This window comes from Mycobacterium neglectum, from assembly GCF_002591975.1.
Taxonomy (GTDB): Bacteria; Actinomycetota; Actinomycetes; order Mycobacteriales; family Mycobacteriaceae; genus Mycobacterium; species Mycobacterium neglectum.
In genome coordinates, this window is the sequence record NZ_NVQE01000064.1 from 1 (window position 1) to 21,399 (window position 21,399).

At 66.3% G+C, this 21,399-nt stretch carries 23 protein-coding genes; 7 read left to right on the forward strand and 16 right to left on the reverse strand.

Annotated features, from left to right (window positions below; all coding sequences use genetic code 11):
- From CSQ99_RS28575 to uvrC, 6 genes are all read right to left on the reverse strand, one after another.
- The coding region (locus CSQ99_RS28575; RefSeq protein WP_245908659.1) for a glyceraldehyde 3-phosphate dehydrogenase NAD-binding domain-containing protein at positions 1 to 248 on the reverse strand (248 nt) is incomplete at its 3' end.
- Between the two features lie 73 nt (positions 249 to 321).
- Positions 322 to 1,032 carry an ABC transporter substrate-binding protein gene (locus CSQ99_RS28580; protein WP_099042366.1) on the reverse strand — a complete coding sequence of 237 codons (711 nt, stop codon included), beginning with the start codon at positions 1,030 to 1,032 and terminating at the stop codon, positions 322 to 324.
- Positions 1,033 to 1,044: 12 nt separating this feature from the next.
- Positions 1,045 to 2,022 carry a DNA-binding protein WhiA gene (gene whiA / locus CSQ99_RS28585; protein WP_099042382.1) on the reverse strand — a complete coding sequence of 326 codons (978 nt, stop codon included), beginning with the start codon at positions 2,020 to 2,022 and terminating at the stop codon, positions 1,045 to 1,047.
- A complete protein-coding gene (gene yvcK, locus CSQ99_RS28590; protein WP_099042367.1) occupies positions 2,019 to 3,032 on the reverse strand; it encodes a uridine diphosphate-N-acetylglucosamine-binding protein YvcK in 1,014 nt (337 codons plus the stop codon). Before yvcK ends, whiA begins: the two co-directional genes overlap by 4 nt.
- Complete coding sequence (gene rapZ, locus CSQ99_RS28595) at positions 3,029 to 3,940, reverse strand: RNase adapter RapZ (RefSeq protein WP_099042383.1); 912 nt, start codon at positions 3,938 to 3,940, stop codon at positions 3,029 to 3,031. The genes yvcK and rapZ overlap by 4 nt, the downstream gene beginning before the upstream one ends.
- Positions 3,941 to 3,951: 11 nt before the next feature.
- Positions 3,952 to 5,964: an excinuclease ABC subunit UvrC gene (gene uvrC / locus CSQ99_RS28600; RefSeq protein WP_099042368.1), complete on the reverse strand. Its 2,013-nt coding sequence runs from the start codon at positions 5,962 to 5,964 to the stop codon at positions 3,952 to 3,954.
- A 53-nt stretch (positions 5,965 to 6,017) separates the two neighbouring features.
- Between uvrC and CSQ99_RS28605 the strand changes: the two genes are divergently transcribed.
- Positions 6,018 to 7,910 (forward strand): gamma-glutamyltransferase family protein, encoded by a 1,893-nt coding sequence (locus CSQ99_RS28605; RefSeq protein WP_425437889.1) that lies wholly within the window; start codon positions 6,018 to 6,020, stop codon positions 7,908 to 7,910.
- The gene (locus CSQ99_RS28610; RefSeq protein WP_099042369.1) at positions 7,907 to 8,377 is read left to right on the forward strand and encodes a GNAT family N-acetyltransferase; all 471 of its coding nucleotides are present in this window, start codon (positions 7,907 to 7,909) and stop codon (positions 8,375 to 8,377) included. The genes CSQ99_RS28605 and CSQ99_RS28610 overlap by 4 nt, the downstream gene beginning before the upstream one ends.
- Here CSQ99_RS28610 and CSQ99_RS28615 read toward each other — a convergent pair.
- From CSQ99_RS28615 to CSQ99_RS28630, 4 genes are all read right to left on the reverse strand, one after another.
- Entirely contained in the window at positions 8,364 to 8,813 is a 450-nt protein-coding gene (locus CSQ99_RS28615) for a PH domain-containing protein (RefSeq protein ID WP_099042370.1), read from the reverse strand. The genes CSQ99_RS28610 and CSQ99_RS28615 overlap by 14 nt on opposite strands.
- Entirely contained in the window at positions 8,810 to 9,292 is a 483-nt protein-coding gene (ribH, locus tag CSQ99_RS28620; RefSeq protein ID WP_099042371.1) for a 6,7-dimethyl-8-ribityllumazine synthase, read from the reverse strand. The genes CSQ99_RS28615 and ribH overlap by 4 nt, the downstream gene beginning before the upstream one ends.
- A complete protein-coding gene (locus CSQ99_RS28625; protein ID WP_099042385.1) occupies positions 9,289 to 10,623 on the reverse strand; it encodes a bifunctional 3,4-dihydroxy-2-butanone-4-phosphate synthase/GTP cyclohydrolase II in 1,335 nt (444 codons plus the stop codon). Before CSQ99_RS28625 ends, ribH begins: the two co-directional genes overlap by 4 nt.
- A gap of 65 nt (positions 10,624 to 10,688) precedes the next feature.
- Complete coding sequence (locus tag CSQ99_RS28630; protein ID WP_099042372.1) at positions 10,689 to 11,309, reverse strand: riboflavin synthase; 621 nt, start codon at positions 11,307 to 11,309, stop codon at positions 10,689 to 10,691.
- Positions 11,310 to 11,438: 129 nt separating this feature from the next.
- Here CSQ99_RS28630 and CSQ99_RS28635 point away from each other — a divergent pair, with 129 nt between their 5' ends.
- Both CSQ99_RS28635 and CSQ99_RS28640 read left to right on the forward strand, forming a co-directional pair.
- Positions 11,439 to 12,131 (forward strand): LppX_LprAFG lipoprotein, encoded by a 693-nt coding sequence (locus CSQ99_RS28635; protein ID WP_099042373.1) that lies wholly within the window; start codon positions 11,439 to 11,441, stop codon positions 12,129 to 12,131.
- Positions 12,131 to 13,837, forward strand: coding sequence for an MFS transporter (locus CSQ99_RS28640; protein WP_099042374.1), 1,707 nt, complete (start codon positions 12,131 to 12,133; stop codon positions 13,835 to 13,837). The genes CSQ99_RS28635 and CSQ99_RS28640 overlap by 1 nt, the downstream gene beginning before the upstream one ends.
- A gap of 7 nt (positions 13,838 to 13,844) precedes the next feature.
- Here CSQ99_RS28640 and CSQ99_RS31100 read toward each other — a convergent pair whose 3' ends face one another.
- The gene (locus CSQ99_RS31100; RefSeq protein WP_176561269.1) at positions 13,845 to 13,997 is read right to left on the reverse strand and encodes a hypothetical protein; all 153 of its coding nucleotides are present in this window, start codon (positions 13,995 to 13,997) and stop codon (positions 13,845 to 13,847) included.
- Between the two features lie 174 nt (positions 13,998 to 14,171).
- Between CSQ99_RS31100 and CSQ99_RS28645 the strand changes: the two genes are divergently transcribed.
- Genes CSQ99_RS28645 through CSQ99_RS28655 form a run of 3 tightly spaced genes read left to right on the forward strand, consistent with a single transcriptional unit; the run spans position 14,172 to position 16,826 of the window.
- A complete protein-coding gene (locus CSQ99_RS28645; protein WP_176561270.1) occupies positions 14,172 to 14,735 on the forward strand; it encodes a type 1 glutamine amidotransferase domain-containing protein in 564 nt (187 codons plus the stop codon).
- 45 nt (positions 14,736 to 14,780) lie between these two features.
- Positions 14,781 to 15,830: an ABC transporter permease gene (locus CSQ99_RS28650; RefSeq protein WP_099042375.1), complete on the forward strand. Its 1,050-nt coding sequence runs from the start codon at positions 14,781 to 14,783 to the stop codon at positions 15,828 to 15,830.
- Between the two features lie 3 nt (positions 15,831 to 15,833).
- Positions 15,834 to 16,826 carry an ABC transporter ATP-binding protein gene (locus tag CSQ99_RS28655; protein WP_099042376.1) on the forward strand — a complete coding sequence of 331 codons (993 nt, stop codon included), beginning with the start codon at positions 15,834 to 15,836 and terminating at the stop codon, positions 16,824 to 16,826.
- Here CSQ99_RS28655 and ribD read toward each other — a convergent pair.
- From ribD to CSQ99_RS28680, 5 genes are read right to left on the reverse strand one after another with little or no spacing between them, the layout of a single operon-like run.
- On the reverse strand, positions 16,823 to 17,824 hold the full coding sequence (gene ribD / locus CSQ99_RS28660; protein ID WP_099042377.1) for a bifunctional diaminohydroxyphosphoribosylaminopyrimidine deaminase/5-amino-6-(5-phosphoribosylamino)uracil reductase RibD: 1,002 nt from the start codon (positions 17,822 to 17,824) through the stop codon (positions 16,823 to 16,825). The two genes, CSQ99_RS28655 and ribD, sit on opposite strands and share 4 nt — an antisense overlap.
- Entirely contained in the window at positions 17,821 to 18,498 is a 678-nt protein-coding gene (gene rpe / locus CSQ99_RS28665) for a ribulose-phosphate 3-epimerase (protein ID WP_099042378.1), read from the reverse strand. The genes ribD and rpe overlap by 4 nt, the downstream gene beginning before the upstream one ends.
- Positions 18,499 to 18,502: 4 nt before the next feature.
- Positions 18,503 to 19,876: an RsmB/NOP family class I SAM-dependent RNA methyltransferase gene (locus tag CSQ99_RS28670; RefSeq protein ID WP_099042379.1), complete on the reverse strand. Its 1,374-nt coding sequence runs from the start codon at positions 19,874 to 19,876 to the stop codon at positions 18,503 to 18,505.
- Positions 19,873 to 20,820 carry a methionyl-tRNA formyltransferase gene (fmt, locus tag CSQ99_RS28675; protein ID WP_099042380.1) on the reverse strand — a complete coding sequence of 316 codons (948 nt, stop codon included), beginning with the start codon at positions 20,818 to 20,820 and terminating at the stop codon, positions 19,873 to 19,875. The genes CSQ99_RS28670 and fmt overlap by 4 nt, the downstream gene beginning before the upstream one ends.
- 22 nt (positions 20,821 to 20,842) lie before the next feature.
- Complete coding sequence (locus tag CSQ99_RS28680; RefSeq protein ID WP_099042381.1) at positions 20,843 to 21,388, reverse strand: LemA family protein; 546 nt, start codon at positions 21,386 to 21,388, stop codon at positions 20,843 to 20,845.
- Positions 21,389 to 21,399: the final 11 nt, after the last annotated feature.

Genomic DNA, 21,399 nt, shown 5'->3' on the forward strand with positions numbered 1-21,399 from the left:
TCGAGTGCCTTGATCTTGGTGTTGCCGATCACGATGGTGTCCTCGCCCTCGAGGCTGATGTCCTCGGGGTAACGGCCCAGGATCGAGTCGAACTTCAGCAGGTGCGCCAGGCTGGCGTTGTCGGTCAGGTCGTTGACCGCAATGATCTCGACGTCGGTGTTCTTGCCCTCGGCCTGCTGCGCCGCCAGGGCCCGGTAGAAGTTGCGTCCGATTCGACCGAAGCCGTTAACGCCAACCCGGATGGTCACGTGTTTCTCCCTTATTTGGCCTTGATACTCAACGGCCAGCCTAGTGCTGTGATACATCCCACGCGCGGGCTGGTCAGTGCACGGCCAGGTTCTGGTCGGCGTACGGATTGCCCAGCCATTTTCCGCGGATGCGCTGCAGTGTGCCGTCGTCCTCCAACTCGGCCTGCGCGACGATGAGCCGGCCCAGCAGCTTCTGGTCGCCGAGCGGGACCGCGATCGCGATGTTCTCGACCGAGATGCCGCGCTGCACGACGTCGACGCCGGCCATCGGTTTGACGAGCTCGGTGAGCACCGGCGCGAGCTTCATGAACGCGTCGCATGCGCCGGTGGTCAGGTCTGTCAGCGCTGAGCGGATGGCGCCGTAGTCGTAGACGCGGGTGGCGGCGGCCTTGCCATGGGCGACGAGCCGTTCGGCGATCGGCTGGCTGGTGTTGCCCTGCTGGACACCAATGGTCAGGCCTTCGAGGTCGTCGACGGACTTCACCTGCGGAAGGCGTCTGGTGTCGACAGCCAGCGACTGGCCGGAGATGAGGTAGGGCGGGACGAACTGTGCCTTTCGCTCGCGCTCGGGCGTGACGGTCGTGCCCGCGGTGACGCAGTCGTACGCAGTGCCGAGCCCGTCGAAGATACCGTTGAAATCCGCGCCTTCGTACGGAACGAATTCGACCGTCGCTCCCAGCTTTTCGGCCAGCGCGGCCATCAAGTCGATATCCAGGCCGCCGCCATCCGGCATACCGTTGAACGGCGGATCGGGAAAGGCGGCACCGACTCTCAACGTCTCCATGAGTTCGAAGCGTCAGGCGTCTTCGAGTAGATCTGGCGTGACCGCTGATTCGGTGTCGGGAATGCCGTCCTGCTTGGCCTTGCGATCGGCCATGGACAGCAGTCGCCGAATACGACCCGCCACAGCATCTTTCGTCATAGGCGGGTCGGCAAGGCGTCCCAGTTCTTCCAGCGAAGCCTGCCGATGCTCAACACGGAGCTTGCCCGCGGCAGCCAGATGGTCGGGCACGGTGTCGGCGAGGATGTCCAGGGCCCGTTCCACCCGCGCGGCCGCGGCGACCGCGGCCCGAGCGGAGCGCCGCAGATTGGCGTCGTCGAAGTTGGCCAACCGGTTGGCCGTGGCGCGCACCTCGCGGCGCATCCGCCGCTCTTCCCACGTCAGCCTGGTGTCCTGCGCACCCATCCGCGTCAGCAGTGCGCCGATGGCCTCACCGTCGCGCACCACCACCCGGTCTGCGCCTCGCACCTCGCGGGCCTTCGCGCTGACGCCCAGTCGGCGGGCCGCACCGACGAGCGCCAGCGCGGCCTCCGGCCCCGGGCAACTGACCTCCAGCGCCGAGGATCGGCCCGGCTCGGTGAGCGATCCATGTGCCAAAAACGCTCCGCGCCAAGCGGCTTCGGCATCGGCAACGCTGCCTCCGACCACCTGCGCGGGGAGCCCACGCACCGGGCGCCCACGCAGATCGAGCAAACCGGTTTGCCTCGCCAAGGCTTCGCCATCTTTGGCGACCCGCAATACGTACCGCGTGTTCTTCCGTATCCCGCTCGCGGACAGCACGTGCACCACCGCGTTGTAACCGTAGAGGTCATAGATGTCCTTGCGCAGGCGCCGGGCAATGATGCCCAGGTCGACCTCCGCCTCGACAACGACCCGCCCGGACACGATGTGCAGTCCCCCGGCGAAACGGAGCAGCGATGCCACCTCGGCACGCCGAGCGCTCACCGAATTGACCTGCAGGCGGCTGAGCTCATCTTTGACCTCGGCTGTCATCGCCACGGGTCGTCACCTCTCGGTCCGTTCGCTGTCGGTGTGGGCGCAGTCGGCACCGCAGGCGCCGTCCCACGCAGTCGCACGCCTTCCAGGGCCGCGGCCAACCTCGCCGGGTCATGTAAAGGTGTACCAGGTCTGGACACGTCAGCAAACTCAACTTGAGCATCCAGAATTTTGGCGGTGCGGCGCAATTGCTCACGTTCGCGTTCACTTGGGACCCGGCTGGCATCGACGATGACCTCGTGCATCGTGAACCCCGGGGCGTGCTGCGACAACACGTGGATGTGCCGCTCGGCCGAAAACTCCGCCGTTTCCCCCGGTTCGGCGACCAGGTTCACCACCAGCGCCCGTCGCGCCGTCGTCGCCTGCAGGGCCGCTGCCAGCTGCGGGACCAGCACGTGCGGGATGACGCTGGTGAACCATGAACCGGGCCCGAGCACAACCAGGTCGGCGGCCATGATCGCGTCCACCGCCTGCCGCGTGGCGGGCGGGTCACCGGGTATCAGCCGGACCCGGCGAACCTTGCCCACCGTGGTTGCGATCGCCACCTGACCGCGGATCGCCCGGCTCATCCGCGGATCGGATTCCAGCCCCGCGACGTCGGCCTCGATCTCCAGACCCATCGGGCACATCGGCAGCACCCGCCCGTGGATGCCGAGCACGCGACCCAGCTCGTCGAGCGCCGCCACCGGATCAGCCAGTACTTCATTGAGGCCGGCGAGAATGAGGTTGCCGATCGGATGACCCGCCAGCGCACCGTTGCCTCCGAAGCGATGCTGGAGGATGGTCGCCCACAGCCGCCCATGCGGACTGTCGGATGCCAACGCGGCCAACGCCATTCGCAGGTCGCCCGGCGGCAGGACATCGAGCTCGCTGCGCAGCCGGCCCGATGAGCCGCCGTCGTCGGCAACCGTCACGATCGCGGTGACATGCGGAGTGAGCCTGCGGGCTGCCGACAACGTGGCGTAAAGGCCGTGCCCACCTCCGAGGGCAACGATCCGCGGACTCATTCGCGCCCCAGATCACGGTGCAATACCCGCACCGTCAGGTCGTCACCGCCCTGGAGCCTGGCCGCCAACGCCTCGGCGATCGCGACGCTGCGATGCTTACCTCCGGTGCAGCCGATGGCAACAGTCATATAGCGCTTTCCCTCGCGGCGATATCCGTCGATCACGAAGTCCAGCAGCCGATGATAGGTCTCCAGGAACTCCGCGGCGCCGGGCTGGCCGAGTACGTAGTCACGAACGGCGGGATGCTGCCCAGTGTGGGGCCGCAGTGCATCCACCCAATGCGGGTTGGGAAGAAAGCGCACATCCATCACCGTATCCGCGTCCATGGGCAGCCCGTACTTGTATCCGAATGACTCGACAGTGACATTTGTGTGGGCGACGGTTTCCCCTCCGAATGCCCGCTCGATGCTCTCCCGCAGTGCGGGGACCGGCAACGTCGACGTGTCGATCACAAGATCGGCCGCAGCCCGGATCGGCGCGAGCATCGTCCGCTCGGCCGCAATGCCTTCTGCAAGAGTTTGATTCCCCTGTAATGGATGGCTGCGACGGTTTTGCTCGTACCGGCGAACCAGGATGTCGTCGGAGGCCTCGAGAAAGAGCACCCGCGGGGTGATGTTTCGGGTGGCCAGGTCGTTTCGTACCCAGTCAAGGTCTCCGGTGAAACCCCGGGATCGCACATCCATCACCACGGCGAGCTGGGTGATGCGCGAACCCGCCGCCAGGCCCAGCTCCACCATCCGCGCGATCAACTCCGGCGGCAGATTGTCTGCCACATACCAGCCGAGGTCCTCCAGCACCTTGGCCGCAGTACCCCGGCCTGCGCCGGACAGCCCAGTGACCAGTACGACATCGATGCCTGATTCCCCACGTTCGCCGGTTTCGGCGCCACCCTGCAATTCTTCTTGCATACCCTGATCTGTCATCCGGATGCTCTGCTCTGATCATCGCCGATAATCGGTTCGGGCGCTCCGGTTTCGGTCGGGACACCGAGGGCCTCCAGGACGGCCTTGGCCGTCGCGGCGCCGATACCGGGCACCGCGGTGATCTCCTCGGCGCTGGCCTCCTTCAAGCGTGCCACCGATCCGAAATGCGTCACCAGCGCCTTACGGCGATGCTCACCAAGGCCGCGGACCGAATCGAGTGCCGATGCCGTCATCCGCTTGGACCGCTTGCTGCGGTGATAGGTGATCGCGAACCGGTGCGCCTCGTCACGCACCCGCTGCAGCAGGTACAGACCCTCGCTGTTGCGGGGCATGATCAGGGGGTCGGGCTCGGACGGTACCCACACCTCTTCCAGCCGCTTTGCCAACCCGATGACGGCGACATCGTTGATGCCCAGATCATCGAGGGCCGCTTGGGCGGCGTTGACCTGTGGGGCACCACCGTCGACCACAAACAGGTTGGGTGGATACGCGAACTTGCGCGGTTTGACCGGCGGAGCCGCCCCGTCGGCGACATTATCTTGGGCTGCAGGTCCTTTCACGTCCTCCAGGTCGTGCAGGTGCCGGTGGAAGCGTCGCCGGGTGACCTCCGCGATCGACGCGACGTCGTCTGAGCGCCCCTCACCGGCAGCTTCCCTTATCGCATAATGGCGATAGTCGGACTTGCGCGGCAGGCCGTCCTCGAACACCACCAGCGACGCCACCACATCGGTGCCCTGGACGTGGCTGATGTCCACACATTCGATGCGCAGCGGCGCCTCGGCAAGCCCCAGCGACTCCTGAATGTTCTGCAGTGCAACACTTCTCGCAGTGAAGTCGCCCGCCCGCTTGAGTTTGTGCTGCGTCAGCGCGTCTTGCGCATTGCGCCGCACGGTCTCGGCGAGTGCACGCTTGTCACCGCGCTGGGGTACTCGCACCGACACCCGCGAACCGCGCAGTTGTGACAACCATGTCTCCAACTCCTCGGCGTTGCCGGGCAGACACGGAACCAGCACCTGTCGGGGCACCGGCGTCAACGACATGTCCGCCGCCGCGTCGAGTTCGGCCTGGTCGCCGTAGAACTGGGTGAGGAACTGTTCGACGAGATGCTCCTGGCTTGATTCGCCTGGCTCGCCGGATTTTTCGACGATCCAGCCGCGCTGGCCACGCACCCGACCACCGCGCACGTGGAATACCTGCACGGCCGCTTCCAGGTCGTCGTCGGCGAAGGCGACCACATCTGCGTCGGTGCCGTCGCCGAACACCACGGCCTGCTTCTCCATCGCCCGCGTCATCGCGGAGATGTTGTCCCGCAACCGGGCTGCCCGCTCGAAGTCCAGCACCTCGGCGGCCTTGTTCATTTCGTGTTCCATGTCACGAATCAGCCGGTCGGTCTTGCCAGCCAGAAAGTCGCAGAAGTTCTCGACGATCCGCCTATGCTCTTCGGCGGTCACCCGCCCGACACACGGAGCCGAACACTTGTCGATGTACCCGAGCAGGCAAGGCCGGTCGATCTGCCTGTGTCGCTTGAAGACTCCCGCCGAGCAGGTGCGCGCCGGAAACACCCGGGTCAGCAGGTCGAGCGTCTCACGGATCGCCCACGCGTGTGAGTACGGCCCGAAGTAGCGAACCCCCTTGCGCCGCGCCCCGCGATAGACCATCAGTCGCGGATACTCCTCGTTCAGCGTGACGGCGAGCACCGGGTACGACTTGTCGTCGCGGTATCGCACGTTGAACCGCGGGTCGAACTCCTTGATCCAGTTGTACTCGAGCTGGAGGGCCTCGACTTCGGTGTTGACCACCGTCCACTCGACGCCGGCTGCCGTCGTCACCATCTGGCGAGTCCTGGGCGCCAGACCGGCTAGGTCGGCGAAGTAGGAGTTCAATCGGCTACGCAGGCTCTTGGCCTTGCCGACGTAGATCACCCGGCCGTGCGGGTCCCGAAACCGGTAGACGCCCGGCTCGACGGGAATCGACCCCGGCGCAGGTCGGTACGTCGATGGATCGGGCACGGATTCCAGGTTACTGCCGTCCCCGGACGCGTCCGATGAACTACCGTCGGGTGATGCGGATCTCGTCGCTTTTCAAAGTGATGGCGCCGCTGACCGGGGTGGCCGTGGTGTTCGTCGGATGTGCCGCCGAGCAGAGCACAGAGCCCAGGTCCGCCGGGCCATGCGAAGTCGTCGTCAACGGAACCCCGACCGACACGGGATACCGCAAGGACATGACCGCGGTGCGGACCAGCGACTATTCGGTGGCCACTGCCAACCCGCTGGCCACCCAGGCAGCGTGTGAGGTGCTCCGCGACGGCGGAACCGCCGCCGACGCACTGGTCACCGCGCAGGTGGTGCTTGGCCTGCTCGAGCCGCAGTCCTCCGGCATCGGCGGCGGTGGCTTTCTGCTGTACTACGACGCGGCCGCCGGTTCCGTACAGGCATACGACGGGCGGGAGGTCGCACCCGCCGCAGCGACCGAGAACTATCTGCGCTGGATCTCGGACACCGACCGCACCGCGCCCAAGCCCGACGCCCGCGCATCCGGTCGCTCGATCGGCGTGCCCGGCATCGTGCGTCTGATGCAGGACGTGCACGCCGAGCACGGCAAGACCGGCTGGCGCGACCTGTTCGACCCTGCTGTCGCCCTCGCCGACGACGGCTTCGACATCAGCCCCCGGCTCGCGGCGGCCATCGCCAACGGCGCCCCGCAACTGAAGCTGGACCCCCAGGCCGCCGATTACTTCTTGGACCCCGACGGCAGCCCCAAGGCCGAAGGGACCCGCCTGACCAACCCTGCCTATGCAAAGACGTTGGGTGTCATCGCATCTGATCCGCAGTCGTTCTACGCCGGCGACATCGCCGACGATATCGTCGCCGCGGTGGCTGATACATCTGGCGGTCGAACCCCTGGTCAGATGACGACCGAAGACCTCGCCGGCTACACCGTCAAGAAGCGCGAGGCGCTGTGTGCGCCGTATCGCGGCAAGGAAATCTGCGGCATGCCGCCTCCGTCGTCGGGCGGCATCGCCGTCGCCGCAACGCTGGGCATCCTGGAACACTTCCCCATGGCCGACCACAAGCCCGCCGATATCGACCTCAACGGAGGCCGACCATCGGTGATGGGCGTCCACTTGATCTCAGAGGCGGAGCGATTGGCCTACGCCGACCGGGACAAGTACGTCGCCGACACCGATTTCGTGCCACTGCCCGGTGGCTCGCCGAAAACCTTGATCAGCAACGCCTACCTCGCAGGGCGCGCCGCACTGATCTCCGATCAGCGTTCGATGGGCACGGCGAAACCAGGAGAATTCGGCCCGCCGACAGGCTCGGCGCCGCCAACGCCGGAACACGGAACAAGTCAGGTCAGCATCATCGACGCGCACGGGAATGCCGCATCGCTGACCACCACGGTCGAGTCTGCTTTCGGGTCGTTCCACATGGTGGACGGCTTCATCCTCAACAACCAGCTCACTGACTTCTCGGCCGAACCCGCGGGACCCGACGACGCTCCGGTAGCCAACCGAGTCCAGCCCGGCAAGCGTCCGCGCAGCACGATGGCGCCCACGTTGGTCTTCGACACCCCGTCGGCGGGTCAGCCTGCCGCTCGAGGTCCGCTCTATGCGGTACTCGGTTCGCCGGGAGGCTCGTCCATCATCCAGTTTGTGGTGAAAACTGTTGTCGGCATGCTGGATTGGGGACTTGGTCCGCAACAGGCGGTATCCATGGTCGACTTCGGCGCGGCGAACACCGAAAAAACCAACGTCGGCGGTGAACATCCCGTGATCGATACCTCCGATAATGGCGACCACGACCCGCTGGTGGTGGGCCTGCGCAAGCTCGGACACCAGGTGGACCTGGCAGACCAGTCGAGCGGGTTGTCCGCAATCATCCGCAGCGAAACGGGCCTGACCGGTGGCGCGGATCCTCGCCGCGAGGGGCTGGTGATGGGCGACACCGGGTGACCGCGAGGGTCACCCGCCTCACCGAGTCCGACTGGCGAGCGTTCGCCGTGATCCGGTTGCGAGCCTTGGTCGACTCCTTGGGCGAACGCGATCCGCAGTACCAGAAGGAGGTCGCGTTCACCGCCGCGCAGTGGCGCCGGAGGCTGCGTAGGCACGCACAGTTCGCTGCCGTCGTCGACGATCGACTGGTCGGACTGATCGCCGCGCAGCAGGAGAATCCCGAATCGGTGTATCTCTACTCGCTCTGGCTCGACCCGACAGTCCGCGGACGGGGCCTGGCTCGTCCACTGGTGGCCGCGGCGGTGGACTGGGCACGCCACCAACAGGTCAGAACCATCACGCTGCGGGTCGCGTCCGGCAATGCGGCGGCGTGCGCCGTGTACGAGAGCCTCGGGTTCGCCGCTGTCACGCCGACCGAAACCGTCAAGTCCAGAGGTGAGGTCCCGATGACGCTCAGCGTGAGTTGATGCCCTTGTAGCGCTCGAGAAGTCCGCGGATGGTGTTCATCGCGGCAACCGCCCGGTCCTTGTCGACCGCCTGAATCGCCAACACCGGAACGTACTCATCGTCGGCCAGATCGACTCGCGCCCATCGGGCACCACGATGGAACGACACATCGACCACCTCCGACCATGGAATCAGCCGGTACGTCAACAGGTTCCGCACCGCAATACCCTGGGCGCCGACACGTAGTCGTGGCCTGGCGAACAACAAGACCACTGACGCGATGACGGCACCGAGAAGTGCGATCGCCACCTGATCGGCCGTCTGGAAGATGACACCGGTCGACCCGACCTTCAGCAGTACGCCGACCGCGACGTGAGCGGCCAGGATGAGTGCAGCCGCGCCGTACGCGAAATACGGTGTGAGATGGGGCCGTATCTCCACATCCCAGTCGTTCATGAGCGTGGACGCAGGTCGCGCAGCGTCAGCGCGGTGGAAATCGCTGCCGCCGCTGCCTGCGCGCCTTTGTCTTCGGTCGAACCAGGCAGCCCGGCGCGATCGAGGGCCTGCTGCTCGGTATTCGTGGTGAGTACACCATTGGCGACCGGAGTCGATTCGTCCAACGAGACCCGGGTCAGGCCCTGCGTGACCGCATCGCACACGTAGTCGAAGTGTGGTGTCTGGCCGCGGATCACCACGCCCAGTGCCACGACCGCGTCGTGTTCGACCGCCAATGCCTGTGCGACGACCGGGATTTCGATGGCACCAAGGACGCGCACGACTGTCGGGTCATCGATCCCGGCGTCGGCGGCGACCTTACGTGCGCCGTCGAGCAGCGCGTCGCAGATCGTCTCGTGCCAGGTGCTGGCGACGATAGCCAGCGTCAACCCCGATGCGTCGAGCTGAGGCAGATCGGGAACGCCCGCAGCTGGGCTCACAGGGCTCCGCCGAGATCACGTTCCGGCGGGGTGCGATCACTGCGCTCTCCAAGCAGGTACACACCCTCTTCGTAGGAGTCCATCGTCACAGCCTCGTGGTACTCGTCCAGGCCGATGAGGTCGTGGCCCATCCGGTCGCGCTTGGTCATCAGATACCGGATGTTCTCCGCGTTGGCGCGGACCGGCAGCGGAACACGTTCGATGATGTGCAGTCCGTAGCCGTCGAGGCCGACGCGCTTCGCCGGGTTGTTGGTGAGCAGCCGCATGGACCGCACACCGAGGTCGACGAGTATCTGTGCGCCGATGCCGTAGTCGCGGGCGTCGGCGGGCAGGCCCAACTTCAAGTTGGCGTCGACGGTGTCCTCACCGGCGTCCTGCAACTGGTAGGCCTGCAACTTGTGCATCAGGCCGATGCCTCGGCCTTCGTGTCCGCGCATGTACAGCACGACACCGCGGCCCTCGCGCGCCACCATCGCCAACGCCGCGTCCAGCTGTGGACCACAGTCACAGCGCCGCGAACCGAACACATCGCCGGTGAGGCATTCCGAGTGCACCCGGACGAGTACGTCGTGTCCGTCACCGTGCGGTCCGGCGATGTCGCCACGCACCAGCGCGACGTGCTCGACCTCTTCGTACAGGCTCGTGTAGCCGACCGCGCGGAACTCACCATGCCGGGTCGGGATGCGGGCTTCGGCGATGCGCTCGATGTGCTTCTCGTGCTTGCGCCGCCACTCGATGAGATCGGCGATCGAAATAAGCGCCAGGTCGTGCTCGTCGGCGAAGACCCGCAGCTCGTCGGTCTGGGCCATCGCGCCTTCGTCCTTCTGGCTGACGATCTCGCAGATGGCACCAGCGGGCTGAAGTCCGGCGAGCCGGGCCAGGTCGACGGCGGCCTCGGTGTGACCGGGGCGACGCAGCACCCCGCCGTCCTTGGCGCGCAGCGGGACGACATGTCCCGGCCGGGTGAAGTCATCGGCGACGGCGGTCGGATCGGCGAGCAAGCGCATCGTGGTGGCGCGGTCAGAAGCCGAAATCCCGGTTCCGACATCCTTTTTCGCATCCACAGTGACCGTGTAGGCGGTGCCGTGCTTGTCCTGGTTCACCGCGTACATGGGCAGCAGACCCAGCTTGTCGCAGATCGCACCGTCCAGCGGCACACACAGGTACCCGGACGTGTACCTCACCATGAACGCGACGAGCTCGGGAGTCGCCTTCTCGGCGGCGAAGATCAGATCGCCTTCATTCTCGCGATCCTCGTCGTCGATGACCACCACGGCCTTACCCGCAGCGATGTCGGCAACCGCCCGCTCAACGGAGTCCAGCCTCGTCACCACATCAGTATGAACCACCACGGCCGAAGTCTTATTCTCGCTCCCCTGACCTGGGGTTTCGGTCGTCAATCGCCCGAGGCGTCGATGGACCCGTCCTTGGCATCCAGCAGCCGTTCGACGTATTTGGCGATGATGTCGACCTCGAGGTTGACCGATGTGCCAACCGCGGCCTTCCCGAGGGTCGTCAGCTCGAGCGTCGTCGGAATCAAGGAGATCTCGAACCAGTCGTGACCTACCGCGGAGACAGTCAGCGACACTCCGTCGACGGTGATCGAGCCCTTCTCCACCACATACCTGGTGAGCGCCATCGGCAGCGCGATCCGCACAACCTCCCAGTGCTGCGCCGGGGTGCGCGCGATGACATGGCCGGTGCCGTCGACGTGGCCCTGCACGATGTGACCGCCAAGGCGACTGTTCACCGCGGCCGCGCGCTCCAGATTCACGCGGCTGCCGACACCGACACCGCGCAGGCTGGATCTGTTCAGCGTCTCGCCCATCACGTCGGAAGTGAATGTGCCGTCCGGACGGACCTCGACGACGGTCAGGCACACGCCGTTCACCGCAATCGAATCGCCATGCCCCGCATCAGAGGTGACGACGGGTCCGCGGATGGCGAATCGGGCAAAATCGCCGAGGTCTTCCTTGCCGACGATTTCGCCCAGTTCTTCGACGATTCCGGTGAACACGCCGCCAGACTAATCCCCCGTGTGCGGCGAGACGACGACACGCCGAAAGTCCAGCTCAACCGCCACATTTCTACGTCCACCCGCGCCCGGCCACCACGTCAGGGTCGGCGCACCCTCTACGATGCACTCATGCCGACCCGCCTCCTGGCGATCTTCGCCGCGCTCTTCATTTCTGCTGCTCTGCTCGCAGGGTGCTCGAGTTCCGAGGACAACAAGAATCTGCCCGACGCCGCGACGCTGCTACAGCAGTCAGCCGAGACCACCAAGGCCCAGACCAGCGTGCACCTCCTGCTGACGGTGCAGGGTGAGATCGCCTCGTTCCCGATCGAGACGCTCGAGGGCGATCTGACCACCACGCCCGCGGTTGCCGCGCAGGGCAAGGCGAACATCCTGTTCCTGGGCCAGCGGTTGGAGGGCGTCAACTTCGTCGTGGTCGACGGCATCCTCTACGGCGCGATCACGGCGGGCTCGTTCCAGGACTTCGGGCCTGCTGCAGACATCTACGACGCCTCCGCGGTCCTGTCGCCCGAAATGGGTCTGGCCAACGTGCTGGCCAACTTCTCCGATCCCAAGGCCGAGGCCCGCGAGACCATCAACGGCGTCAAGACCGTCCGCGTGACCGGAACCATCAGCAAGGACGCCGTGGACAAGATCGTTCCTCAGGTCGGCGCCACCGGCCCGGTTCCCGGAACGGCGTGGATTGCCGAGGAAGGCAACCACGAACTGGTGCAGGCCAAGATGGACCCGACCACGGACAACAGCCTCACGATGACGCTGTCGGACTGGGGTAAGCCTGTGACGGTCGCCAAGCCGGCGGTCTGATGCAAGCCTCGACAGAAGCCACCGCGCCGGCGACGTCCGGCCGGCGCATCGCGATCAGCGCGGGCAGCCTTGCGGTGTTGCTCGGCGCCCTCGACACCTATGTCGTGGTCACGATCATTCGCGACATCATGTTCGACATCGGCATCGGCATCAATCAGATCCAGCGGGTCACGCCGATCATCACTGTGTATCTGCTCGGCTACATCGCGGCGATGCCGCTGCTGGGCCGGGCGTCGGACCGATTCGGCCGAAAGCTGTTGTTGCAGGTCAGTCTTGCCGGTTTCGCGATCGGCTCGGTGGTAACGGCGATGTCCACGGACCTCGACATCCTCGTCACCGGACGGCTCATCCAGGGCATCGCAAGCGGCGCTCTGCTGCCGGTCACGCTGGCGCTCGCCGCCGACCTGTGGTCGAGCCGTAACCGCGCGGCGGTGCTCGGTGGCGTCGGCGCCGCTCAAGAGCTCGGCAGCGTGCTCGGACCCATCTACGGCATTGCTTTGGTCTGGGTGTTCCACCACTGGCAGTCGGTGTTCTGGATCAATGTGCCTCTCGCGCTGATCGCCATGGTCATGATCCACTTCAGCCTGCCGTCGCGGCAGGAGTCCGAGACACGTGAGAAGGTCGACGTCGTCGGCGGCCTACTCCTTGCGCTCACACTGGGTTTGGCGACCTTCGGCCTCTACAATCCGGCTCCGGACGGCAAGCAGGTATTGCCGAGCTACGGCGCGCCACTGATCATCGGCGCGCTGATCGCCGCCGTCGCGTTCTTCGTTTGGGAACGATTCGCCAAGACCCGGCTGATAGAACCGGCGGGCGTGCATTTCCGGCCGTTCCTCGCTGCGCTGGGCGCCTCCCTGTTCGCGGGTGCGGCGCTGATGGTGACCTTGGTCAACGTCGAGCTGTTCGGTCAGGCCGTGCTCGGCCAGGACCAAAATCAGGCTGCGTTCCTCCTGCTGCGCTTCCTGGCCGCACTGCCGGTCGGGGCGCTGCTCGGCGGCTGGATCGCCACCAGAGTCGGCGACCGGATCGTCGCGTTCGCCGGGCTGCTCATCGCCGCAGGCGGCTATTACCTGGTCGCGGGTTGGCCCGCCGACGTGCTGTCGGCCCGCCACGATCTCGGCTTCATCACGTTGCCGATGCTGGACACCGACCTCGTGATCGCCGGCCTGGGACTGGGCCTGGTCATCGGCCCCCTGACATCGGCTAGCTTGCGGGTGGTGCCCGCCGCCCAGCACGGCATTGCCTCCGCGGCGGTGGTGGTCGCGCGGATGATCGGCATGCTGATCGGTATCGCGGCGCTGTCCGCCTGGGGTCTGTACAAGTTCAACCAGTACCTGCAGGAGCGTCTCGCGGCGCTACCGCCGATGTCCGCCGACACGCCCGGTGGCCGATTGCTCGCCGAAACCACGCGCCTGGCGCAGGCGTCCCGCGAGGCCTATGTGCTGCAGTACGGCGAGATCTTCAAGATCACCTGCGTCGTGTGCCTGGCGGGCGCCCTCCTGGCCCTGCTGATCAGTGGGCGTCATGAGCACGCCGACGAGCCGATTGAGCCGGTCGACGCCGTCCCGCAGCGCGTGCGCGCCGGCTCACCCGCCGATGACAACCCGACGCAGGCCATCGAGACGCCGACACACCGGATATCGAGTCAGCCCGCGGATGAGACCGCCCGGTTGGAGCAACCGGGGGGCCACCACCGACCTGAGTAGTCGGCGGTCAGCAGCGCTCGAGTCCGCGGCCCATCAGGGTCGGCTCGGAAAGTGATTGCGGCTCGTCGGCCGATAGGCCGCGAATCGCGTCGTGGATCAACGTTTTGATAGTTCGGGGATCCATCGGGCGATCGCTGAGCCAGTCCTGCAATGCAGTCATGCTCGTTGTCCTTCGTTGGTGCTCACCCGCGCAGCTCGTCGGTGAAAGCGCGATCACGCAGCCAGACCACTATGGCCAGCTCTGGTACAAGTGTACCGACGCCAGCACCCCTGTTTGCAGCTCACCACGCCGGGTATGCGTGGGAAACGCCACACTTTGAAGGGACGAGAATTCATGGCAACTTCACTGAACGGCAAGAAAATTGCGTTCCTCGTAGCACCCGAAGGCGTCGAGCAGGTCGAACTGACCGAACCCTGGGAGGCAGTCGAGCGGGCCGGCGCGACGCCCGAACTCGTATCGACGGAAGTCGGCAAGGTGCAGGGATTCAATCACCTGACTCCGGCTGACACGTTCGAGGCGGACAAAGCCGCCGACAAGGTATCCGCCGCCGATTACGCCGCGTTGGTGCTGCCGGGAGGCGTCGCCAATCCCGATTTCCTGCGCACGAACGGCGACGCCGTCGCCTTCGCCAAGGACTTCTTCGACGAAGGGAAGCCGGTCGCGGTGATCTGCCACGGACCCTGGACGCTGGTGGAGGCCGACGTGGTGCGCGGGCGGACGATGACCTCGTGGCCCAGCGTCAAGACCGACCTCGTCAACGCCGGCGCAAATTGGGTCGATGACGAAGTCGTCGAATGCTCGCGCGGCCCAAACACATTGGTTTCCAGCCGTAAACCCGATGACCTGCCGGCCTTCTGCAAGGCGTTGATCGAGGCAGTCGCGAAGGTCACATCGTAGCCAAACCCGACACGCGAACGCGCAAGCGTCGGTAACGTCGCCGTCATGCTGATGGCCGCGCTGCGCGACATGCAGTGGCGACGACGGCGATTCGTCATTGCGATCCTGTCCACCGCCATCATCTTCGCGATGACCCTCGTCCTAACCGGTCTCGCCAACGGTTTCCGCGTCGAGGCCGATAAAACCGTCGATTCTCTCGGCGTCGACCTTTTCATCGTCAAAGCAGGCGCCTCGGGTCCGTTCGTCGGCGCGACGCCGTTCGCTCCGGTGGAACTTCGCCGGATCGCGAACGCTCCCGGCGTGGACGCGGCCGCCCCGCTCGCATACGCTGGCGGTACGGCCACACTCGACGGTTCGACACGGAACGTGGACATCTTCGGTGCGCCGGAGAACGGACCGGGCATGCCCGCGGTCTCCGAGGGCCGGCCGCCATCGATGCCGGACGAAGTCGCGGTCTCGAGCACGCTCGGCAAAGGGATCGACGACGAAGTCGAGATCGCGTCGCACAAGCTGCGCGTCGTCGGCATCGTGGAGAACTCCACTGCGCTGGCGAACCTGCCAAACGTCTTCCTCACCACCCAGGGCGCACAGGAACTCGTCTACGCCGGCGAGCCGCTTGTCGCATCCATCGGCGTACGCGGCACTCTCGAGGACGCTCCCCCTGGATATCGCGCCATCGACCGCAACGGAGCCGTCGAGGATCTGCTGCGGCCGCTGAAGGTCGCCGTCAACTCGATCACGATCGTGGCCGTTCTGCTCTGGGTGGTCGCCGCGCTCGTCGTGGCATCGGTGATCTACCTGTCCGCGCTGGAACGATTGCGAGACTTCGCGGTGTTCAAGGCGATTGGAGTTCCCACCAAGAGCATCGCGGCTGGACTCGCGATGCAGGCGATCATCGTGGCGCTGCTCGCCGCGCTTGTCGGCGCCGGTCTTTCGATGCTTCTCGGGCCGCTGTTTCCGATGCAGGTCATCGTTCCCGGCGAGGCGTTCATCGCGCTGCCCGCCATCGCCATCGCCATCGGGCTGATCGCCAGCGCCACAGGACTGCACCGCGCCGTATCGGTTGACCCCGCCCTCGCGTTCGGAGGTCCCTGAGCCGTGGGCGATCTCAGCATTCAGAACCTGGTGGTCGAGTACACCAGCGGCGCCGACATCGTCCGCGCCATCGATGGCTTCAATCTTGATGTGTCGGCCGGTTCGCTCGTCATCCTCATGGGTCCGAGCGGGTGCGGAAAGACGACTCTGCTGTCGTGCCTCGGCGGGATCTTGAAACCCACCTCGGGAGCCATCAAGTTCGGTGACGTCGATGTGACATCGCTTGACGGCCACGAGATGTCGAATTACCGGCGCGAGACCGTCGGCATTGTGTTTCAGGCATTCAATCTCGTGCCCAGCCTCACCGCACTGGAGAATGTCATGGTGCCACTGCTCGCGGCGGGCCAGCCGCGTCGCGCGGCCCGCAAGCGCGCCGGACAGCTGCTCTCGCGGGTCGGCCTGGAGGAGCGGGTATCTCATCGGCCGGGTGACCTCAGCGGAGGTCAGCAGCAGCGAGTGGCGGTTGCGCGCGCAATCGCGCTCGATCCGCCGCTGATCCTGGCCGACGAACCGACCGCGCACCTGGACTTCATTCAGGTCGAGGAGATATTGCGGCTCATCCGCGAACTTGCCACCGGGGACCGGATGGTGGTCGTGGCGACCCACGACAGCCGGATACTTCCGCTGGCCGATCGCGTCGTCGAACTCGTTCCCGACTTCGCGGTCACCGACCGGCCCCCCGACACCGTGGAGTTGGATGCCGGCGACGTCCTTTTCGAGCAGGGCACAATGGGCGAACTGATCTACGTCGTCGCCGAGGGCGAGCTCGAGATCGTCCGCGAATTGGCAAGTGGCGGTGAGGAACTACAGAAACTTGCCAAGCGCGGGGACTATCTCGGTGAGATCGGACCGGTGTTTCATCTGCCGCGCTCGGCGACAGTGCGAGCACGCACCGAGGCGAAGGTCATCGGCTACACCGTGCGCGCCTTCCGCGAACGGCTGGGCGTCGGCGGTGTGCGCGACCTGATAGAACACCGACCGCTTGACCCTGATTAGCCCTGGACCAGGCTGAGTAGCACATCGGGTCCGATCGACTCGACGCCGTCGAATCGCCAGCGTTGCGCGTGCGCAATCGACAGCACCCCGACGTCGTCGATCGCGGTGATCGGGCCGCCCAACAGAATTGGCCCGATGTAGGCCAGGATACGGTCGATCACCCCGGCACGGAGGAACGCGCCTGCGAGCGTCGGCCCACCCTCGAGCAGCACGTCGGTGCGGTCCGACAGCGCTTTGAGCACCTCATGGGGATCTCGGGTCCGAATCACCATTGTCCGCGAATCGTCGTTCAAAACCTTTGATTCATAGGATATCTCACGTTCGCCAACCACGACCCGCAACGGCTGACGCTCCGCGAGAGATCCGTCCGGCAACCGTGCGGTGAGCAACGGGTCGTCGACGAACACTGTGCCCGTGCCGACCAGAACCGCGTCGGCGACGGCCCGCCTGCGGTGCACGTCGGCCCGCGCCGCCTCGCTGGTGATCCACTGGCTGGAACCGTCCGCCGCAGCGCTGCGACCGTCGACACTGGTGGCGAATTTCCAAGTCACGTGCGGTAATCCGGTGCGCTGCTTGTGCAGCCACTCCCTCAGCGTCCCACCGGCGACACGATCGGCCAACACACCGGCAACCACCTCGAGCCCGATCTCGGCCAGTCTCGACGCGCCGCCGGCCGCCACCGGGTTCGGGTCGGCGACTGCATACGCGACCGTCGAAACTCCAGCCGCGACAAGCGCATCCACACACGGAGGAGTACGGCCGTGGTGGTTGCAGGGCTCTAGTGTCACCACCGCCGTGCCTCCGACGGCGCGTTCCCCTGCTCTGCGCAGGGCCAGCACCTCGGCGTGCGGTCCGCCGGGTGGCTCAGTCGCTCCGACTCCGGCGACCTCGTTGTCGCTGTCCAGGATGACCGCGCCGACGGGCGGGTTCGGATAGGTGCCACCCTTGACCCGTTCGGCCTGTTCGATCGCCAGCCGCATCGCGGCCTCGAGATTCATAGTTGCAGGTGTTTTGACGCCGCAGCCGCCTGGCGGCGCAACGATTCCACCGCCGCGGCGGGATCCTCGGCGCTGTAGACCGCCGACCCGGCCACGAAGCAATCGACCCCGGCCAGTGCCGCCTCTTCGATGGTGTCGCCGTTGATTCCGCCGTCGATCTCGACCACGATGGTCAGCTCGCCGGCGTCGGCCAGTCGGCGCAATGTGCCAACCTTCGGCAATACCTCGGCGATGAACTTCTGGCCACCGAATCCCGGTTCGACCGACATGATCAGCACCGTGTCGAACTCGCGCAGGATCTCCAGATAGGGCTCGATCGGTGTACCGGGCTTGACCGACAGGCCCGCCTTCGCGCCCGCGGCGCGGATATCGCGGGCGACGCCCACCGGGTTGTCGGTCGCCTCGGCATGAAATGTGACGTTGTAGGCGCCCGCCTCGGCGTACGGCGGCGCCCAGCGCTCGGGATTGTCGATCATCAGGTGACAGTCCATCGGGATGTCGGTCCGCTTCAGCAGAGCTTCGACGACCGGCAGCCCGATGGTGAGGTTCGGCACGAAATGGTTGTCCATCACGTCGACGTGCAACCAGTCCGCACCGGTCACCGCGGCGACTTCGTCACCCAGCTCGGCGAAGTCGGCGGCCAGAATCGACGGCGCGATCAGCGGCTTCGGCATGGCCTCACCCTACTTTGAGCGCGGCCGCGAACATGGCATCGGTGCCGTGCCGGTGCGGCCACAACTGGACATACGGGCCGTCGCCGAGACCGTCCACCGGGTCGAAAAGCGGTCGGGCGTCCAACGTCGTCACCGGATGGCGACGCAACGCATCGGCCACGACGCCGACGGTTTCGACAAGATGCGGGGAGCACGTGGCGTACAGCACCACACCGCCCGGCCGGGTCAGGCGTATCGCCGACGCCAACAACTCGCGTTGCAGTTTGGCCAGCTGCGGCACGTCGCCGGGCACCCGGCGCCAGCGCGCCTCGGGCCTGCGCCGCAGTGCGCCCAGCCCAGTGCAGGGCGCGTCGACCAGGACCCGGTCGAAGCCGGGGTCCAGTCCGGGATCCCGGCCGTCGACGCGGACTACGTCAACCGGAAGGCCCGCGGTGTTCTGCTCGACGAGGTCGGCGCGGCGCGGCGCGGGTTCGACGGCGGTGACCCGCCCGTCCCCGGCGAGCGCGGCCAACAGCGCCGTCTTGCCGCCGGGCCCGGCACAGAGATCGAGCCAGCGCCCTGCGTCCGGACCATCCAACTCGGCAAGCGTCAGGGCGCGGGCCACCAACTGGCTGCCCTCGTCCTGAACGAGTGCAGCGCCGTCCCGGATCGGTGCGAGCTGACCGGGATCGCCGCCGGACAGATAGACCGCATACGGCGAGTAGCGACCCACGGTGCCATCCACCTGCTCGGCCAGCTTTTCCGCCGCCAGCACACCCGGCCGCGCGGCCAGGTGAACCGCCGGCCGTTCGTCATCGCTGGCCAGTAGTGCGTTGAGCTGCCCGGCGTCCGCACCGAGCGCATCCACGAACGCCTGCGCGATCCACCTCGGGTGCGCGTGGACAAATGCTGCGTGACCGACCGGATCAGTCAGGGCGTCTGGTGCCAGCTCCTCGACCCAGGACTGCTCGTCGCGGCGCGAGATGGCCCGCAATACCCCGTTGACGAACCCCGCTCGCGCTGAATCGAATTCGATTCCGGCCTGCTCCACGGTGGTGGACACCGCCGCGTGCGGTTCGACACGGGTGCGCATGAGTTGGTAGGCGCCCAGCCGCAGCAGATCCAGCAGAACGGGGTCGATATTGTCCGGCGAGCGTCCGGCGGCCGCGCCGATGATCGCGTCCAGCAGACCCCGGGTGCGGCAGGTGCCATAGGTGAGTTCGGTCGCGAACGCAGCGTCGCGGCCGGTGATTCCGCGATCACGCAACAACGCGGGCAGCGCAAGGTTGGCGTAGGAGTCCTTTTCCGACACGGCACGAAGCACATCGAACGCGGCCTGACGCGCCGGGTCGAGCGGCTTGCGGCGGTGAGAACGCTTGTTGTTGCGAGGCTTGGTCATTGGGCCTTCGCCGATTCGTCGAGCCGCGCCCCGCGGGCCCAATCCGCGGCGTTCATCGGCTTCTTTCCCGGCGGCTGGATGAGGCCGAGGGCCACGGGGCGCGAGCCGGTCCCGACGCGCACACCGGTGCGGTCGACCCGGATCGCGCCTGGTGCAAGAGCGTTCGCGGATTCGTCGGATCCCTCGAACTCGTCCAACGACACCGGCCCGACCTTTACCCGCAGATCCCCGATCATGGTCCACGCGCCGGGGTTTGGTGTGACGGCCCGGATACGGCGATCGACGACATGAGCGGGCAGGTCCCACCGAACCCTGGCCTCCTCCACGGTGATCTTGGGTGCGATGGTGATGCCGTCGGGCGGCTGCGCCACCGGTGTCAGCGACGCATCGGCGATGCCGTCGATGGTCGTTTCCAACAGTGCCGCACCCGAGATGGACAGCCGCTCAAGAAGTTCCCCGGCGGTGTCGGTGGGCCGCACGGTTTCGGTGACCACGCCGTAGACCGGTCCGGAATCGAGCGCAGGTTCGATCCGGAAGGTCGTCGCGCCCGTCACCGTGTCGCCGGCGGCGATGGCCGCCTGCACGGGGGCCGCACCGCGCCAGGCAGGCAGCAACGAAAAATGCAGGTTGACCCAGCCGTGTTCGGGCACGGCGAGCAGCCGCTCGCTGAGCAGTGCGCCGTAGGCCACGACGGCGCAGCACTCGGGCGCCAGTTCGGTCAGCTCACCGATGAACTCTTCGGAGTTCGGCTTGTTCGGCCGCAACACGGGGATGTCGCGGTCGGCCGCGTACCGGGCGACCGGCGACGGCGACGGTTTGCCGCGCCGGCCTGAGGCGGCGTCGGGGCGGGTCAGCACCGCGACGACATCGTGACGTGACGATTCGACGAGCCGCGCGAGCGAGGGCACGGCGGGCTCGGGGGTACCGGCGAAGACAAGACGCACCGCGCCAGTCTAGGAGCGGCCGCTACCGCGGCGTCTGGTAGTACTCCTGCTCACCCACTCCGGTCAGCGGTGCGACGAACATCCAGGGGATGGTGCTGATCAAACCGTTCAGGGTGGCCACCGAATCGTTGTAGTACTGCCGGGCGAAGGCCAGCTTGTTTTCGGTGTCGGCCAGGTTGTCCTGAAGATTGAGAAAGTTGTTCGACGAGTTGAGCTGCGGATAGCTCTGACCCAGCGCCAGCAGCGGCGCCAAGGCCGAATCCAGGTCCTTCTCGGCGGCGCTACGTTGAGCCACGGACTTGCCACTGGTCGCCGACGTCAGCGCTGCCCTGGCGTTGGTGACGTGGTCGAGGATGCCCTTTTCGTGGACGGCGAACGTCTGCACGGTATGCACCAGGCTGGGTATCAGCGATGCCCGCCGAGTCAGCTCGACGTCGATGCCCGACAGCGCCTCGGCGACCCGCACGTGCGCCGAGCGGATCTTGTTGTATCCCATTACGAATATCACCAGCGCCGACAGCGCAAGCACCAGCACGATAACGAGCAACAACCTGCATCTCAAACACATCTGAGGAGGCA

What these genes read in the sequence shown, in the direction of transcription:
- CSQ99_RS28580 (WP_099042366.1), bottom strand. Translation starts at nt 1,032, where the DNA reads ATGGAGACGTTGAGAGTCGGTGCCGCCTTTCCCGATCCGCCGTTCAAC.
- CSQ99_RS28645 (WP_176561270.1), top strand. Translation starts at nt 14,172, where the DNA reads ATGGCAACTTCACTGAACGGCAAGAAAATTGCGTTCCTCGTAGCACCC.
- CSQ99_RS28640 (WP_099042374.1), top strand. Translation starts at nt 12,131, where the DNA reads ATGCAAGCCTCGACAGAAGCCACCGCGCCGGCGACGTCCGGCCGGCGC.
- CSQ99_RS28650 (WP_099042375.1), top strand. Translation starts at nt 14,781, where the DNA reads ATGCTGATGGCCGCGCTGCGCGACATGCAGTGGCGACGACGGCGATTC.
- whiA (WP_099042382.1), bottom strand. Translation starts at nt 2,022, where the DNA reads ATGACAGCCGAGGTCAAAGATGAGCTCAGCCGCCTGCAGGTCAATTCG.
- CSQ99_RS28680 (WP_099042381.1), bottom strand. Translation starts at nt 21,388, where the DNA reads ATGTGTTTGAGATGCAGGTTGTTGCTCGTTATCGTGCTGGTGCTTGCG.
- yvcK (WP_099042367.1), bottom strand. Translation starts at nt 3,032, where the DNA reads ATGAGTCCGCGGATCGTTGCCCTCGGAGGTGGGCACGGCCTTTACGCC.
- CSQ99_RS28605 (WP_425437889.1), top strand. Translation starts at nt 6,018, where the DNA reads ATGCGGATCTCGTCGCTTTTCAAAGTGATGGCGCCGCTGACCGGGGTG.
- CSQ99_RS28670 (WP_099042379.1), bottom strand. Translation starts at nt 19,876, where the DNA reads ATGACCAAGCCTCGCAACAACAAGCGTTCTCACCGCCGCAAGCCGCTC.
- CSQ99_RS28635 (WP_099042373.1), top strand. Translation starts at nt 11,439, where the DNA reads ATGCCGACCCGCCTCCTGGCGATCTTCGCCGCGCTCTTCATTTCTGCT.
- ribD (WP_099042377.1), bottom strand. Translation starts at nt 17,824, where the DNA reads ATGAATCTCGAGGCCGCGATGCGGCTGGCGATCGAACAGGCCGAACGG.
- rpe (WP_099042378.1), bottom strand. Translation starts at nt 18,498, where the DNA reads ATGCCGAAGCCGCTGATCGCGCCGTCGATTCTGGCCGCCGACTTCGCC.
- CSQ99_RS28615 (WP_099042370.1), bottom strand. Translation starts at nt 8,813, where the DNA reads ATGAACGACTGGGATGTGGAGATACGGCCCCATCTCACACCGTATTTC.
- CSQ99_RS31100 (WP_176561269.1), bottom strand. Translation starts at nt 13,997, where the DNA reads ATGACTGCATTGCAGGACTGGCTCAGCGATCGCCCGATGGATCCCCGA.
- rapZ (WP_099042383.1), bottom strand. Translation starts at nt 3,940, where the DNA reads ATGCAAGAAGAATTGCAGGGTGGCGCCGAAACCGGCGAACGTGGGGAA.